Origin of the sequence: Bacillus sp. NPDC057893, from assembly GCF_042796455.1 — a bacterium.
Lineage (GTDB): Bacteria > Bacillota > Bacilli > Bacillales > Bacillaceae_G > Bacillus_A.
The window spans coordinates 421,572-437,382 of record NZ_JBHVNG010000001.1; the positions used below are offsets into that span (position 1 = coordinate 421,572).

General features: G+C 36.5%; 14 protein-coding genes. 11 read left to right on the top strand and 3 right to left on the bottom strand.

What is annotated here, in order from left to right; all coding sequences use genetic code 11:
• Positions 1–54: 54 nt before the first annotated feature.
• From ACFVQC_RS02365 to ACFVQC_RS02395, 7 genes are all read left to right on the top strand, one after another.
• The gene (locus ACFVQC_RS02365) at positions 55–762 is read left to right on the top strand and encodes a response regulator transcription factor (RefSeq protein ID WP_377897351.1); all 708 of its coding nucleotides are present in this window, start codon (positions 55–57) and stop codon (positions 760–762) included.
• Positions 752–1,834: a HAMP domain-containing histidine kinase gene (locus tag ACFVQC_RS02370; protein WP_377897352.1), complete on the top strand. Its 1,083-nt coding sequence runs from the start codon at positions 752–754 to the stop codon at positions 1,832–1,834. Before ACFVQC_RS02365 ends, ACFVQC_RS02370 begins: the two co-directional genes overlap by 11 nt.
• Positions 1,835–1,927: 93 nt before the next feature.
• Positions 1,928–2,704, top strand: a complete 777-nt coding sequence (locus ACFVQC_RS02375) for an ABC transporter ATP-binding protein (protein ID WP_070144986.1) — start codon at positions 1,928–1,930, stop codon at positions 2,702–2,704.
• On the top strand, positions 2,679–4,601 hold the full coding sequence (locus tag ACFVQC_RS02380) for an FtsX-like permease family protein (protein WP_377897354.1): 1,923 nt from the start codon (positions 2,679–2,681) through the stop codon (positions 4,599–4,601). The genes ACFVQC_RS02375 and ACFVQC_RS02380 overlap by 26 nt, the downstream gene beginning before the upstream one ends.
• Before the next feature lie 49 nt (positions 4,602–4,650).
• The gene (locus ACFVQC_RS02385) at positions 4,651–6,564 is read left to right on the top strand and encodes an FtsX-like permease family protein (protein WP_377897356.1); all 1,914 of its coding nucleotides are present in this window, start codon (positions 4,651–4,653) and stop codon (positions 6,562–6,564) included.
• Between the two features lie 97 nt (positions 6,565–6,661).
• Entirely contained in the window at positions 6,662–7,513 is an 852-nt protein-coding gene (pheA, locus tag ACFVQC_RS02390) for a prephenate dehydratase (RefSeq protein WP_377889453.1), read from the top strand.
• Positions 7,514–7,534: 21 nt separating this feature from the next.
• Positions 7,535–8,038: a GNAT family N-acetyltransferase gene (locus ACFVQC_RS02395; RefSeq protein WP_377897357.1), complete on the top strand. Its 504-nt coding sequence runs from the start codon at positions 7,535–7,537 to the stop codon at positions 8,036–8,038.
• A gap of 30 nt (positions 8,039–8,068) precedes the next feature.
• Here the strand turns inward: ACFVQC_RS02395 and ACFVQC_RS02400 are convergent, their stop codons facing one another.
• From ACFVQC_RS02400 to ACFVQC_RS02410, 3 genes are all read right to left on the bottom strand, one after another.
• Entirely contained in the window at positions 8,069–8,716 is a 648-nt protein-coding gene (locus ACFVQC_RS02400) for an MOSC domain-containing protein (protein WP_377897358.1), read from the bottom strand.
• A 90-nt stretch (positions 8,717–8,806) separates the two neighbouring features.
• Positions 8,807–9,349, bottom strand: coding sequence for a transcription repressor NadR (locus tag ACFVQC_RS02405; protein ID WP_002034157.1), 543 nt, complete (start codon positions 9,347–9,349; stop codon positions 8,807–8,809).
• A complete protein-coding gene (locus tag ACFVQC_RS02410) occupies positions 9,349–10,491 on the bottom strand; it encodes an IscS subfamily cysteine desulfurase (RefSeq protein WP_377897359.1) in 1,143 nt (380 codons plus the stop codon). Before ACFVQC_RS02410 ends, ACFVQC_RS02405 begins: the two co-directional genes overlap by 1 nt.
• A 153-nt stretch (positions 10,492–10,644) precedes the next feature.
• On the opposite strand from ACFVQC_RS02410, the gene nadB reads away from it, so the two are divergent.
• The 4 genes from nadB to exsA all read left to right on the top strand — a co-directional run.
• Complete coding sequence (gene nadB / locus ACFVQC_RS02415; RefSeq protein WP_377897360.1) at positions 10,645–12,174, top strand: L-aspartate oxidase; 1,530 nt, start codon at positions 10,645–10,647, stop codon at positions 12,172–12,174.
• A gap of 19 nt (positions 12,175–12,193) precedes the next feature.
• Positions 12,194–13,027 carry a carboxylating nicotinate-nucleotide diphosphorylase gene (gene nadC, locus ACFVQC_RS02420; RefSeq protein WP_377889447.1) on the top strand — a complete coding sequence of 278 codons (834 nt, stop codon included), beginning with the start codon at positions 12,194–12,196 and terminating at the stop codon, positions 13,025–13,027.
• A 30-nt stretch (positions 13,028–13,057) separates the two neighbouring features.
• Entirely contained in the window at positions 13,058–14,164 is a 1,107-nt protein-coding gene (gene nadA, locus ACFVQC_RS02425; RefSeq protein ID WP_377889445.1) for a quinolinate synthase NadA, read from the top strand.
• A gap of 222 nt (positions 14,165–14,386) precedes the next feature.
• Positions 14,387–15,811: spore coat assembly protein ExsA (gene exsA, locus ACFVQC_RS02430; protein ID WP_377897362.1), on the top strand; the 1,425-nt coding region annotated here is incomplete at its 3' end.

Consider the following 15,811-nt stretch of genomic DNA (forward strand, 5'->3'; position numbering starts at 1 on the left):
TATAATAGAAAAAGGAGTGATTTTAGAAGAATATTTTATGGGGAGAAAAGGAACATGTATAAAATATTAATTGTAGAAGATGATGAAAAAATTGCAGAAATATTAGAGGAGCATTTAGAAAGGTATGGATATCAATCTTTCAGAGTAAGCGATTTACGTCATATAAAAGATGAGTTTGTAAAAGTAAGTCCTCATCTTGTGTTACTTGATATTAATTTACCGTACTTTGATGGTTTCTATTGGTGTCGTCAAATTCGCACAGTATCGAATGCACCGATTATTTTTGTCTCCGCCAGAACAGGCGAAATGGATCAAGTGATGGCGATTGAGAATGGTGGGGATGATTATATTACGAAGCCATTCCATTTAGATATCGTAATGGCAAAGGTGAAGAGTGCACTTCGCCGTGGATATGGTGAGTATGCTTTGGCAGCGGAAAGTGATTGTTTAGGTGTTAATGGGTTGTTATTATTCCCATCACAGCACACAGTAGAGTGGAAAGGGCAACAAACTGAACTTACAAAAAATGAATTTTATTTATTAGAATGTTTAATGAAACAAGCAAATCAATACGTAACGCGTGAAGAGCTGTTAGAGGCCTTATGGGATGAAGTAGCTTTTGTTGATGATAATACATTAACTGTGAATGTAAAGCGTGTAAGGAAGAAACTTGAGGAGCTAGGCATTAAAAATGCAATTGTCACAAAAAGGGGATACGGTTATGCGCTTCTTACAGAGTGGAGTGAAGGGCATGAAGGTTAAAAATTACCTCATAGATCGTTTTTCCTTAATCCTTTCTTACATTATAAGCCTTTGTTTATTTGGGCTCGTATTGCAGTTGCAAAGTCTTTTAGAAAAGCGTTCGCTGGACTGGAGTACATGGCTATACGGACTGTTATTAGGGACAGTTGTGTTTAGTGTATATCTTATTTACGATTACCGAAAACGGAGTGTGTTTTTAAAGAGAATAGAACAGTATATTGCTGGTGGACATACATTACATGACTCTTTACTTATTGATACTTCTTATACGTCAGAGCAAGAACTGGTTGTTGAAGCGTTTACGCTGCTAAGGCAGCAATATATGAATGAGGTTCATAAGCAGCATGCAAAAGAGCAACAGCAAATGATTTTCATGAATCAATGGATCCATCAAATGAAAACACCAGTATCCGTTATTGAATTATTGTTACAGAAATATGGTAAGGAACACCGTGAAGCAAGGGGAACGATTGAAAGTATTCGTGAAGAAAATAACCGTATTTTAAATGGGTTAGATTTAGCGTTACATATGGCAAGGTTAGATCAGTTTTCGAAAGATTATAAAGTAGAAGTAGTAAATGTTATAGAGGTCATTCGAGATATTATTAATGAAAATCGAAAGTCGTTCATTCAATCTTCTGTATTTCCGAAAATGATGTTTGAAGAAGAGACTTGTATGATTGCGTCTGATAGAAAGTGGCTTAGTATCGCTATGAGCCAAATTGTTGTGAATGCAATTAAGTATACAAAAATTTCAGAAGCAGGGAAAAAAGAAATTCAATTTCAAATTGAAGAGAAAGATCAAAAGGTGCTATTACATATTAAGGACAATGGAATCGGTATTCCAGAGCAAGATGTAAAGCGTATATTTGACCCATTCTTTACGGGGGTAAACGGCCGTAAAACGAGGGAAGCGACTGGAATGGGCTTATATATTACGAAAGAAATTTGCGATAATTTACATCATAGAATTTATGTTCAATCGGCTGAAGGAGAAGGGACAACTTTTACGTTCCAATTTGCAAAAGATGAAGAATATCATACATTAATGAGAAAAATGACAAAACTGTAAGATAACAAAACGTTTTGTAAGGAAAATCACTCGTTTCTTTTTCTTATTTTTCTTATAGTAAATGTAAGAAGAAAACACATAGGGGGATTAGAAATGAGTGTTCTTGAAGTAAAAGGATTAACAAAGGTGTATCAATCAAAAGGTTCAGTAGCGACGACTGCTTTAAATGATATAAATTTTAAAATTGAAGAAGGCGAATTTGTAGGAATTATGGGGCCTTCAGGGAGCGGTAAAACAACGCTTTTAAATTTATTAGCGACAATTGATAAGCAAACTTCAGGTCATGTGCTTGTAAATGGTGAAGAAATTAATCAAATGCGTGCTGCAAAATTGGCGGAATTTCGCCGTACACATTTAGGATTCATTTTCCAAGATTTCAACTTACTTGATACGTTATCCATTAAAGAAAATATTATTTTGCCGCTTGTAATGGCGAAGAAGTCTGTAAAAGAAATTGATGCGAAAGTGCTGGAAATTGCGAAGTTTTTAAATATCGAAGAAATTTTAAATAAAAAAGTATATGAAGTATCAGGCGGACAACAACAACGTGCAGCAGCAGCGAGAGCGATCATTCATGAGCCGACGTTAATTTTAGCAGATGAACCAACTGGAAACTTAGATTCTAAGTCAGCTAAATCATTAATGGGAGCACTTCAAGATTTACATGAGCAAAAGAAAGTAACGATTGCAATGGTAACGCATGATCCGGTAGCGGCTAGTTATTGTGAACGTATCCTCTTCATACGTGATGGAGAGATCTTCTCAGAAATACATAAAGGAAGAACGAAACAAGCCTTTTTCCAAGAAATTTTGGACGTACTTGCGATGCTAGGGGGGGAATATCATGAACTTTCGCCAGCTCGCGCTTAACAATGTAAAAGGAAATTGGCGTAATTATAAAGCGTTCCTTATTAGTAGTTGTTTATCGATTGTCGTATTTTTCATGTACGCTTCCTTCATTTATCATCCAGATGTCGTAAGCGGTAATATTAGTATGAAGACGATGATTACAAAAGGGTTAGAATCAATGAATTATATCGTAGTCATCTTCTCAGCACTCTTTATTTTATATGCGAATTCAACGTTTTTACGAGCAAGAAAAAAAGAATTCGGTTTATTAACATTAATAGGTGGAACGAAGTCTCAGCTCGGCCGAATGATTATATTAGAGCAACTGATGTTAGGTAGTATTGCCATTGTAGTAGGTATTGGGATTGGAATGCTTTGTTCAAAACTTTTCTTCCAAGCACTCAGTGTCTTACTAAAAATTGATAAAACACTGCCGCTTGTGTGGAATGGAAAAGCAGTTCTTATTACAGCTGGTATATACTTTATCCTCTTTTTAATACTATCATTGTTTAGTGTTTGGACAGTAGGACGCTTACAAATTATTGATTTATTAAGAGAAGCAAGAAAACAAAAAATAGAGCCGTTTGCATTTACATGGTTATGTGTAGCCGGTATAGGATGTATCATTGCTGCATATGTCCTTTGCTTCCAAGTAACAATTATGAATTTTATTATATATTTCTTACCAATTGTAGGATTGACCATTGGCGGAACGTATTTACTATTTACGCAAGGAAGTACAGTCGTATTAAAAGTATTGCAAAAAAGAAAACAATCTTTTTATACATATCCAAATATGTTCGTGCTTAGTAATCTTATTTATAAAATGAAAGATAATGCTCGTTTTCTATTTATCATTTCTATTATTACGGCGGTTGTTTCCTCAGCAGTTGGTACGCTTTATGTATATTATGAAAATATGAGTGCAAAAACGGTAGAGCTTACGCCGCATGCTATTTCATATGAGGAAAAGGGGTTAAATACGCATAGTCTTATTAATGAAGAAAAAGTACAAGAGATTGTAAAAAAACATGGGTTTGAAGATGCACGAAAAGTAACCTACGTAAAACTACCTGCAACACAGAAAATAATGTTGTTTAACAGTGAACGTGAAGTACCAATGACGATTATTTCAGAAAAAGAATATAACGCAGAAGTGCGTAAACAAAAGAAAGAGCAAATTACAGAGGTTCATAATGCGCCAGGTAGTGCGACGATGGTTATGGTTGATGCAGCAAATGAACTTATGAAAATAGATCGTACTAAACCGTATGAATTTACAATTAATGGACAAAAGCAGTCTGTTCAATTAAATGAGCCAACGTCATATTCTGTTTTTAACGATAGCGAATATCTCATTGTGAATGATCAAGATTTTGAGAAGTATGCAAAGCTCGTACCAGATGAAGAAAAGACGAAATATTACGGTTATTATATTGAAGACTGGAAAAGTACGGAAGACCTTGTGCTAGATTTGAAAAAGCAAATTGCACCAGAAAAGCAAGGAGAACTGAAAAATTCAGTGTTTGCTTATAAAGATATAAGAGAATCTGGAGCAATTACAATGTTCATCGGTTTCTTCGTAACAGTACTGTTCTTCTTCTTCGCTTGTAGCATGACATACTTTAAATGGTTTAACGATAAAGAACAAGATCGTATTCAATTTAAGTCATTGAAAAGAATTGGTATGACTGATAAGGAAATCCGTAAAATTGCAATTCGTCAAATGGGCGTTATCTTCTTTATCCCAATCTTAATCGGTACAATTCATAGTGGATTTGCTCTTCATACGTTAGGGAAAATGCTTTATATCGATTTATGGAAATCAGGTGCGATTGTAATAGGGGCTTATATTTTAGCTTCTGCCATTTACTTTATGATCGCGCAAAGAGGATATTTAAAACACGTAAAAAGCTAGGGAAACCTCTAGCTTTTTACCTATGTAGTAAGGTACAGGAGGACGATAGATGAACATTTGGCAACTGGCGCTACAAAATATAAAGGGAAATTGGCGTAATTATAAAGTGTTTTTCTTAAGTAGTTGTTTTGCAATATTTGCGTCTTTTGCATATATGTCTGTTATTGTACATCCGTATATGCAAGAGACGATGTGGTATCAAAATGTACGCTGGGGACTTATCATATGTAACGTTATAATTATTTCTTTTTTCGTCATATTTATTTTGTATTCTACTTCTATTTTTATAGAAGCACGTAAGAAAGAATTAGGGTTATATATGTTAATGGGAGCAACGAAATCTAACGTAATAGGAGTGATTATGACCGAGCAAATATTGATCGGAATTTCCGCTAATATTTTCGGTATTGGGCTTGGCATGATTTTTTTGAAACTCTTTTTTATGGTATTTAGTATGTTACTTCATCTTCCGAAAGAACTCCCTGTCATATTTGACATGAGAGCGGTTGGTGTAACGTTTGTTACATATATGCTCGTCTTTGTTCTGTTATCTTTTGTAAGTGCTTTACGTATATGGAATATAAAAATCATACGGTTATTAAAAGAATTTCGAACAGATAAACGAGAGAGGAAAACATCAAAGTGGCTTTGTTTATTCGGTTTTGCTTGTTTAGGGACGGGATATGCGTTAGCGCTACAAGTGACGATGACAACGATAGCATTATACTTTTTTCCGGTTGTTATACTCATTTCTTTTGGGACGTATTTCTCATTTACACATGGCGCTACACAAATATTAGAAGTGATAAAAAGAAATAAAAGGATTATGTATACATATCCGTATTTATTTATAGTGAATCAATTGTCACATCGAATGAAGGAAAATAGTCGCTTTTTCTTTCTGTTGTCTATGGCAACAACGTTTGTCGTTACGGCGACAGGTACGGTGTTCTTATATTTTTCTAGCATGCAAGATATGTGGCGTGGCGGAGGAGTACACTCATTTTCATACATAGAAAAAGGCACTTCTGCTCATGAAGTTTTCGAGAAAGACAAGGTTGAAAACTTATTACATCAATATGGATATGATGATTTTCAATATATGAGTTTTGTTGGAGTGTATGCATCCTTTCAGTCCAATAAGGGAGAAACAACAATAGCGCCGCTTATAAAGGAAAGTGAATACAATCAAGAGGCGAGAAAACAAAAACAGAAAATGTATCATCCTAAAAAAGGAACAGTTACACTTATTTATTATAATAAACACAATTATCCAAATGTATATAATCAAAAAGAGATTCAATTGCAAGTAATGAATCAAACATATCAATTTGTATATAACGGTCAGAAAGAAGGGGTACAATTTAACTATCACCCTTCATACATTAATGGTCTGTTTTTCGTCATGAATGATGAAGATTTTAACAGTATAGCAAATAAAATTCCGGATTCTGAAAAAATGATATATAGAGGCTACACATTACCAAATATCGAAAATACGAAGAAATTAAATGAAGATTTACGGAAACATATGAAACAAGATAATAATGATGCATTTCGAAGTAATATGGAGTTATATGTGAATATGAAAGAAGGCGGCGATATTACTCTATTTGTAGGTTCATTCATTAGTATATTATTCTTTCTTACTTCATGTAGTATCGTATATTTTAAATGGTTTCATAATATTGCATCGGATCGAAAGCAGTACGGAGCACTATCTAAACTTGGAATGACGAAGGAAGAAGTGTGGAAGGTTTCTCGTTGGCAATTATGTATGTTATTTTTTGCGCCTATTATAGTAGGAAGTATGCATAGTGCAGTTGCGTTATATACGTTTCATAATACTGTCTTTATGGACGGTTCATTAAGAAAAGTAGGCTTGTTTATTCTATTTTACATCGCTGCATGTATCATTTATTTCTTCTTTGCTCAAAGAGAATACAAGAAACATTTAGACTAGCGAACGCTAGTCTTTTTTTAATATTCGAAATTTACATAGAAGAATATTAAAAATTGTGGTATAACAGTAAGAAAACGAAAAAGAGAGGGAAAAGACGATGATTCGAGTAGGATATTTAGGACCAGAGGCAACATTTACAAATATGGCGGTGAGTCGTTTTTTTCCGGAAGCAGAGCATGTACCGTATCGAACGATTCCAGATTGTATTGATGCAGCCGCAAATGAAAACGTAGATTTCGCAGTTGTACCGCTAGAAAACGCAATAGAAGGTTCAGTCAATATAACGGTCGATTACCTCGTACATGAGCAACCGCTTTCTATTGTAGGAGAAATTACAGTACCAATTCAGCAACATCTACTTGTACATCCGCAGTATGCAGAAGTGTGGGAAGAAGTATATGCAGTACATTCTCATCCGCATGCTATCGCTCAGTGTCATAAGTTTTTAAATGAAGAATTAAAAGGGGTAACCGTTCGGGATATGACATCAACAAGTGCTGCTGCACAATATGTGAAAGAACATCCTGAAGAAAAAGTTGCCGCCATTGCAAATGAAGCAGCGGCAGAAAAGTACGGATTAACAATTGTAAGACGTGATATTCATACGCATAAAAACAATCATACACGTTTCCTTGTTCTCCATAAGAAAAGGAAAGCAGTACTCCCGAATAACGGAGAAAATCGCGGCGAGAAAACGACGCTTATGATAACGTTACCTGCAGATTATGCGGGAGCGCTATATCAAGTGTTATCAGCTTTCGCATGGAGAAAATTAAACTTATCCAAAATTGAATCGCGCCCGATGAAAACAGGTCTTGGAAATTACTTTTTCTTAATCGACGTAGATAAAGCATATGATGACGTATTATTGCCAGGTGTAACGATGGAACTTGAAGCGCTCGGTTTTTCTGTTACTGTGCTGGGGAGCTATTCTTCTTATTGGTTGTAAAAAGCGAGGAGGCTGTTAAACTTGCTTGAAACGAAACGTTGTTTATTAAATACAGTTCATGAATTAGATTACGAAAGTATAAAAGAACTATATTTAAATGAAGAAGTGAGAAAATATCTTGGTGGACCGCGTGAAGAAGAGTCGATTAGAGATGTTTTGAATGATATGTTGCATCCGGAAGAAAACTGTTGGTATTGGATTGTTAAAGAGAAGGAAACAAAAGCGTTTTTGGGAGTAGTATCGCTCGATCCAAATGATGTTAATAAAGATATTGAAGTATCTTATCAATTTTTACCGATGTACTGGGGAGTTGGCTATGCAACAGAAGTTGTTAAAGCTGTAATTCAGTATGGTTTTCGGGAATTACATTTATCAAAAGTAATTGCAGTAACACAAATGGCTAATATACCTTCGCGTAAAATTTTAGAAAAGTTACGTATGAAGTTAATTCAAACGTATTATCGGTTTGGGGCAGAGCAAGCTGTCTATTCTATTGAAGTAGCAGAAGCGATTTTGCTAGATTAATAAAAACCCACCTGCAGAAGGTGGGTTTTTTTATTTCAACTTCGCAAGACGATCCTCTAACTGATCACGCCAAATATCCGCTAGTTCAGGGACAGCGAGAATCTTTTCAATGCCATCTTTATCTTTTCTATTATGGAAATAGATTTCGTTAGAGAACAAAACAGATACATTGTTTGATGGACGCTCTAGTAATGTAATTTTAGAATCTTTATGCACAGTACCTTCTTGAAGAACACGACATAAGTAGCCAGTAAATCCAGTTGCTACAATGCGTGGTAAAATGCCAGGAATACCAAGACGTTTTGAAATTGTGCTGCAAGGTACGCGAGCTTGTGTTACTTGAATGATTGCTTCGCCTAGTTGATATGTATCTCCGATGCATACATCACGCTCTAACATATTTGTTACCGTAATATTTTCGCCAAATGTGGAAGCTGGAAGTGTTGTTTGGAATTCTTCTTCCCATAGTGCGTAATGCTCGTGTGGGTACACACAAACAGCGCGATCAGGTCCCCCGTGATGTTTTAAATCTGCTACATCATCACCACGGAATCCGTCTTTTGAGAGAAAGGCCTCTTCTGTAGGATCTTTACATATACCTGTTATCATTTCTTTATCTTCGCCATATTTCATTTGTTTCGGTTTACCGGTGCTAAAGTGAACGAGTTCAATTCCCATAGTTGACCTCCTTTACAATTGATTACAATATTATATCATTTACAAAATAAAAGCACAGAGAATGATGAAAAACTCTGTGCTTTACATTAATTAATAAACGAGAAATCCAGCTCGATCTAGTGCCTCACAAGCGGCATCTAACTTCTCTTTAGAATCTGCTTCGATTGTATGTAAGTGAATACCATCTGTTAGTTGTGAAAGATAGGAAGCGTTTGTGTTTTCGATTTTTTGTAAATATTGCTCTACATCAAAGCGATTACTTACCATAATCGATGCCGTTAAGTCGCCGTATACAGGGTGCTCAACTTTTACGTCTTTAATCGTAACGCCGTGGTCAACTAACATAGTAAGCTCTTGACGTACTTCTGCCGGTTTATGTTGGCACACGATTACGCGTTCAAAAGCTTGTTGTCTTGTTTGTGGTTTTAAATATAAATACCCTTGTGCAGTCGCAATAATTGGTTCATTTCGTGCTTTTAGTAAGGAAATGTCTTGAACGATAACTTGCCTACTTACGTTTGTCTTTTTAGATAGCTCATTCCCCGATAACGGTTCATTTGCAGCAAGGAGCCACTCGAGGATGAGTTGTCGTCTTTCTTCGCCTAAAATCTTTTTTTGATCATTTTGTTTCATTATGATTTAACACCTCTATAAAATTGATTTCCAATTGTGTGTAGTGCATGAATAGTTGTATCAATTTGTTCTTTCGTCGTGTGATGTCCGAAAGAAAAGCGGACATATTGTTTTGCCTCTTCATACGTTTTTCCAATTGCAAGCATTGTTTTTGAAGGTTCTTGTTTACCGACTTGGCAAGCACTTCCAGTTGAAATGGCTATACCATGACGGTTACATTCTAACATTGTATACTGACCTTCTATTCCTTTTATTGTAACCCCAATAATATGTGGTAAACAAGAAGTAGAATGTCCTTTCACTTCAATTTCTAGAGGAAGTGTTTGTAATTGCTCTAAAAAATAAGATCGTAATTGTTTAAAACGAAAGCTCTCTTCCTTTTGATTCTTTAATATATGCTCTGCGGCGGTTAAAAAAGCAGCGATTCCAGGAACGTTCACTGTACCAGGACGAAAGCCTTTTTCATGAGAAGTTCCAGGGAATATTTGTTCCCAGCGGACTTGCGGATTTATATAGCAAGCTCCAACTCCTTTTGGTCCGTATATTTTATGGGCTGAAACAGAGAGACTATCAATCTCCATCGCTGTAACGTCTATTGGAAGTTTACCAAACGTTTGAACACAATCCGAATGAAATAAAACATTATATTTTTTTAAAAGTGCTCCGATCTCTGCAATGTTTTGAACGGTCCCAATTTCAGAGTTTCCATGCTGTATACTTGCTAGAACAGTATCTTCTGTAATAGCTGCCTCTAAATCTACTAAATCAATAAGCCCACTTTTATTAACAGGGATTTCTGTAATCGTATAGCCCTTCGTCTTTAAAGATTGAAAATAACTTCGAATCGATGCGTGTTCCATAGGTGTCGTAATAATGTGCTTTCCATTTCTAGCATTTAGAAGGGATTGAATCGCAAGGTAGTTAGATTCGGAACCGCCGCTTGTAAAGAATACACCTTGTTCCTTACCCCCAATCATTTCTGCAAATGTTTCTCTACAAACTTGTAATAAAGATGATGCGCTTCCGCCGATATCGTGTAAACTTTGTTCATTTCCAAAATATGTTTTTGCCGCTGCTATATATGTTTCTAAAGCTTCTTCGCTCATAGGTGTTGTAGCTGCATAATCTAGATATATCATCATGTAATTTCCTCTCTTCAGTAAGAGTGACATTTGTTTTCGTTTTTAGCATGGTAGTGAAAATAAGAATTGTAAAAAAACTCTTGTCATTATTTTAAAACTATGTAAATATAGGTGTCAAGACAGTTGAAAAGTGTAAAGTAGGAGGCAACAATTATGCCAAGTGCAGATGTCTTGATTATTGGAAGCGGCGTTGCAGCGCTTCGTGTTGCGAAAGAGCTTTGTCACGAAAAGAATGTGATAATTATCACAAAAAAAACAGGACGTAATAACAATACACATTTAGCTCAAGGAGGAATTGCAGCAGCTGTTGCTACATATGACGATCCGAGTGAGCATTTTGAAGATACATTAGTGGCGGGTTGCCATTATAACAACGAAGAAGCAGTTCGTTATTTAGTTGAAGAGGGGCCGAAAGAAATAAGTAAGCTTATTACAAATGGAATGAAATTTGATGGGGATGAAAAAGGGCTCCACCTTGGTAAAGAAGGAGCGCATCGAAAACGGCGTATTTTACATGCGGGAGGAGATGCAACTGGTAAAAATTTATTAGAGCATTTAATACAAGAAGTAGTTCCGAATGTTACTGTCGTTGAGCATGAAATGGTGCTCGATTTTATTATAGAAAATAATAAATGCATAGGAGCTTTAACGCGAAATAGTGAAGGGAAGCTGAAGCGTTACTATGCTGATAATACGGTGTTAGCATCAGGAGGAATAGGTGGTTTGTACGCCTTTACATCGAATGATGAGACAATTACAGGCGATGGACTTGCGATGATATATCGAGCTGGGGGAGAACTTGTTGATTTAGAATTTGTACAATTTCATCCGACGATGTTATACGTGGACGGGCGATGTTGTGGTCTCGTTTCTGAAGCAGTCCGTGGTGAAGGAGCTGTCCTTATAAATGCAAAAGGACAGCGTTTTATGATGGATATACATCCCGGGAAAGATCTCGCACCGCGTGATGTAGTGGCAAGGGCTATTCATGAACAACTCCTTGCGGGTGAAACAGTGTACTTAAACATCGAAGCCATTCAAAACTTTGAACAACGTTTTCCGACCGTCTCATCATTATGTAAAAAGAACGGCGTTGATTTAAAAGGGAACCTTATTCCGGTCGTACCTGGTGCTCATTTTCATATGGGCGGCGTGAAGACGAATTGTGACGGAGAGACGTCCATTTCAAACTTATATGCGGTCGGTGAAGTGGCTTGTAATGGAGTTCATGGTGCGAATAGATTGGCGAGTAATTCATTATTAGAAGGTCTTGTGTTTGGAAGACGAATAGGAAAACACATTTTAGCTAAACCAGCAGAGGAAAGAAAAAATGTGCCGGAAGAGAGAGGGAAAAGTTTTATAGCTCTTAATGATTTACCGTTGAAAGAAGAAATACAAGAATACATGATGAAGCATGTTGGGATTGTGCGAACTGAGAAAAATTTATCATATGTTAAGAGATGGTTTAGTAGGTACGGTGTGCTAAATATGATCTTACAATATGATGCACTTACAAATGAAGAGATAACGCTTATTAATATGTTAACAGTTTGTGAGCTTATAACAGTATCAGCTTTGCAAAGAGAAGACAGTATCGGTGGTCATTATCGCATTGATTATCCAGAAAGAAATAGCGTGAAAAAAGAGATTATCCGAGTGAGAAGAAAACTACAACTTGTTTAATAAGGGGAAGAGGGGTTTTATGAATACGTTAAAAGTTAAGGAAGCATTAAATCGATTTTTTCTAGAAGATATAGGAGAAAGAGATGTAACATCTCAGCTTATCTTTCCCGATAATGCACTTGCGAAAGGAACGTTTCTTGTAAAGGATACAGGGGTATTTGCAGGGCGCTTAGTAATTGAAGAAGGATTTAAATTAATTGATCAGAAAATTGAAGTTGAACTTCATAAAAAAGATGGGGATCTTGTAGAAAAAGGCGAAATAATTGCAACTGTGCAAGGCCCAATCGCATCATTATTAACGGCAGAGCGCGTTATATTAAACGTTATCCAGCGTATGAGCGGGATAGCGACGATGACACGTAAGGCGGTTTTTGCTTTAGATAGCAGTCATACACGCATTTGTGATACGAGAAAAACGATGCCAGGACTACGTATGTTTGATAAGTATGCGGTAGTATGCGGGGGCGGATTTAACCACAGATTCGGTTTATATGATGGTGTCATGATTAAAGACAATCATATTGCTTTTGCTAGCTCGATTACAAAAGCTGTTACATCGGTGAAAGAAAGATTGGGACATATGGTGAAAGTAGAAGTTGAAACAGAGACAGAGGCGCAAGTAAGAGAAGCAGTAGAGGCCGGCGCAGATGTTATTATGTTCGATAATTGTACGCCAGAAGAGATTCGTGAGTTTTCAAAAATTGTACCAAGTGCCATCGTTACGGAGGCTTCAGGTGGTATTACAATTGAAGATTTATCAAAATACGGAAAAACAGGGGTAGATTATATTTCACTTGGAGCGTTAACACATTCAGTGAAAGCACTTGATATTAGTTTTAATATTGAGGCCTAATGAGAGTGGTTTAGAGGGGGAGAATCATAAATGGGTATTTTAGAGAAAGTTCAGCCAATCGAAGTAATGTTACCAGAGCGTTATCAAACGATGTCTACATTAGAGATGGAAGAGCGTGTCCGTGAAATTAAAGAAAAAATGGGGGCATTACTATTTATTCCAGGACATCATTATCAAAAAGATGAAGTGGTGCAATTTTCAGATGCAGCAGGGGACTCACTTCAACTGGCGCAAGTTGCAGCGAGTAATAAAGAGGCAAAATATATTGTGTTTTGTGGTGTGCACTTTATGGCAGAAACGGCAGATATGTTAACGACAAATGATCAAATTGTCATCTTACCAGATATGCGTGCCGGCTGTTCTATGGCAGACATGGCAGATATTGAACAAACAGAAAGAGCGTGGAAAGAGCTCACGAGATTATTTGGGGATACGATGATTCCGCTAACGTATGTAAATTCAACAGCTGCGATTAAAGCGTTTTGTGGTCGTAACGGGGGGGCAACAGTAACCTCTTCTAATGCAAAACAAATGGTGTCTTGGGCGTTTACACAAAAAGAGCGTCTCGTCTTTTTACCAGACCAACATTTAGGGAGAAATACAGCGTACGATTTAGGGATCCCTTTAGAGAAAATGGCAGTGTGGAACCCGCATACAGATACATTAGAGTACGATGGAGATATAGAAGAAATTCAAGTGATTTTATGGAAAGGTCATTGTTCTGTTCATCAAAACTTTACAGTGAAAAATATTGAAAGTGTCCGAAAAAATCATCCGGATATGAATATTATTGTTCATCCTGAATGTTGCTATGAAGTTGTAGCTGCCTCTGATTATGCAGGATCAACGAAATATATTATTGACATGATTGAAGCAGCTCCAGCAGGAAGTAAATGGGCGATTGGTACAGAGATGAATTTAGTGAATCGAATTATTCAGCAACATCCAGATAAAGAAATTATTTCTCTAAATCCGTTTATGTGTCCTTGTTTAACGATGAATCGAATTGATTTACCTCACCTGTTATGGGCGCTTGAGAATATAGAAAGAGGAGAACAAATTAACGTTATTCGTGTGGAAAAACAAGTAACAGAAGAGGCGATTCTTGCATTGAATCGTATGCTAGAGCGTGTGTAAAGCAACGGAACTCCCGTTGCTTTTTTTCGTGCATGTAATCATAAGAAGAGTGAAATAGGCATACATTGTGTTGAGGAAATCATTGTGATTTTTTTATGATTATGCCACTTCAAACCATATTGAAATAGAAGAAGTGATAAAAGTAGATGGAGTTAAGTTTTTTAGAAAGTGTTACTTCGAAGTGTTTTTACTTATAGATAAGTTATACAGGAGGGGGAAAATTTGAAAATTCATATCGTGCAAAAAGGGGATACCCTTTGGAAAATTGCGAAAAAGTACGGAGTGGATTTTGAAACGCTCAAAAAAACAAATACACAACTTAGTAATCCAGACCTTATTATGCCAGGGATGAAAATTAAAGTACCATCAAGCAGCGTTCATGTGAAACAACATGCTGGATCGGGGTCAGCGCCTCCGAAACAATATGTAAAAGAGGTGCAGCAAAAAGAGTTTGCATCAACCCCAACCCCGCTCGGAATAGAAGATGAAGAAGAAGTTACGTATCAGTCAGCACCTATTACACAAGAGCCAGCTATGCAACAAACGCAAAAAGAAATACAGGTGAAACCACAAAAAGAAATGCAGGTAAAACCGCAAAAGGAAATGCAAGTGAAACCACAAAAAGAAGTACAGGTAAAGCCGCAAAAAGAAGTGCAAAAAGAAAAACCAGTTGAAAAGCCGCCTGTCATTCAAAAACCAGTTGAAAAGCCGCCTGTCATTCAAAAACCACCTGTTGTAGAGAAAGTAGAAAAACCAAAACCGACTACGAAAGAAAATACTAAATTTTCCATTAATGTATTACCACAGCCACCACAACCGCCGATTAAAGCGAAAAAAGAATATAAAATTTCAGATGTAATAAAAAAGGGAAGCGAGTTAATTGCTCCTCAAATTAATAAAATGAAGCCTAACAACGTCATTTCTCCGCAAACGAAAAAAGACAATATAGGAAATGCATCACCGCAAGTGAAGAAAGACAATATAGGAAACATAGTGTCACCGCAAGTGAAGAAAGAAAATGTAGGGAATATAGTGTCACCGCAAGTGAAGAAAGAAAATGTAGGGAATATAGTGTCACCGCAAGTGAAGAAAGAAAATGTAGGGAATATAGTGTCGCCGCAAGTGAAAAAAGAAAATGTAGGGAATATAGTGTCGCCGCAAGTGAAAAAAGAAAATGTAGGGAATATAGTGTCGCCGCAAGTGAAAAAAGAAAATGTAGGAAGCATAGTCTCGCCACAAGTGAAGAAAGAAAATATAGGAAGCATAGTCTCACCAAACGTATCAAAAGAAAGTGTTATTATCCCGCAAGTAAAACCGCCTAATATTCAAGTGCCGAACATAATGCCGATAATGGATAATAATCAAATGCCGAATATGATGCCGATAATGGATAACACTCAAATGCCAAATATAATGCCGATAATGGATAACAATCAAATGCCGAACATAATGCCGATAATGGATAATAATCAAATGCCGAACATAATGCCGATAATGGATAATAATCAAATGCCGAATATGATGCCGATAATGGATAATAATCAAATGCCGAATATGATGCCGATAATGGATAACAACCAAATGCCGAACATGATGCCGATAATGGATAACAATCAAATGCCAAATATAATGCCGATAATGGATAAC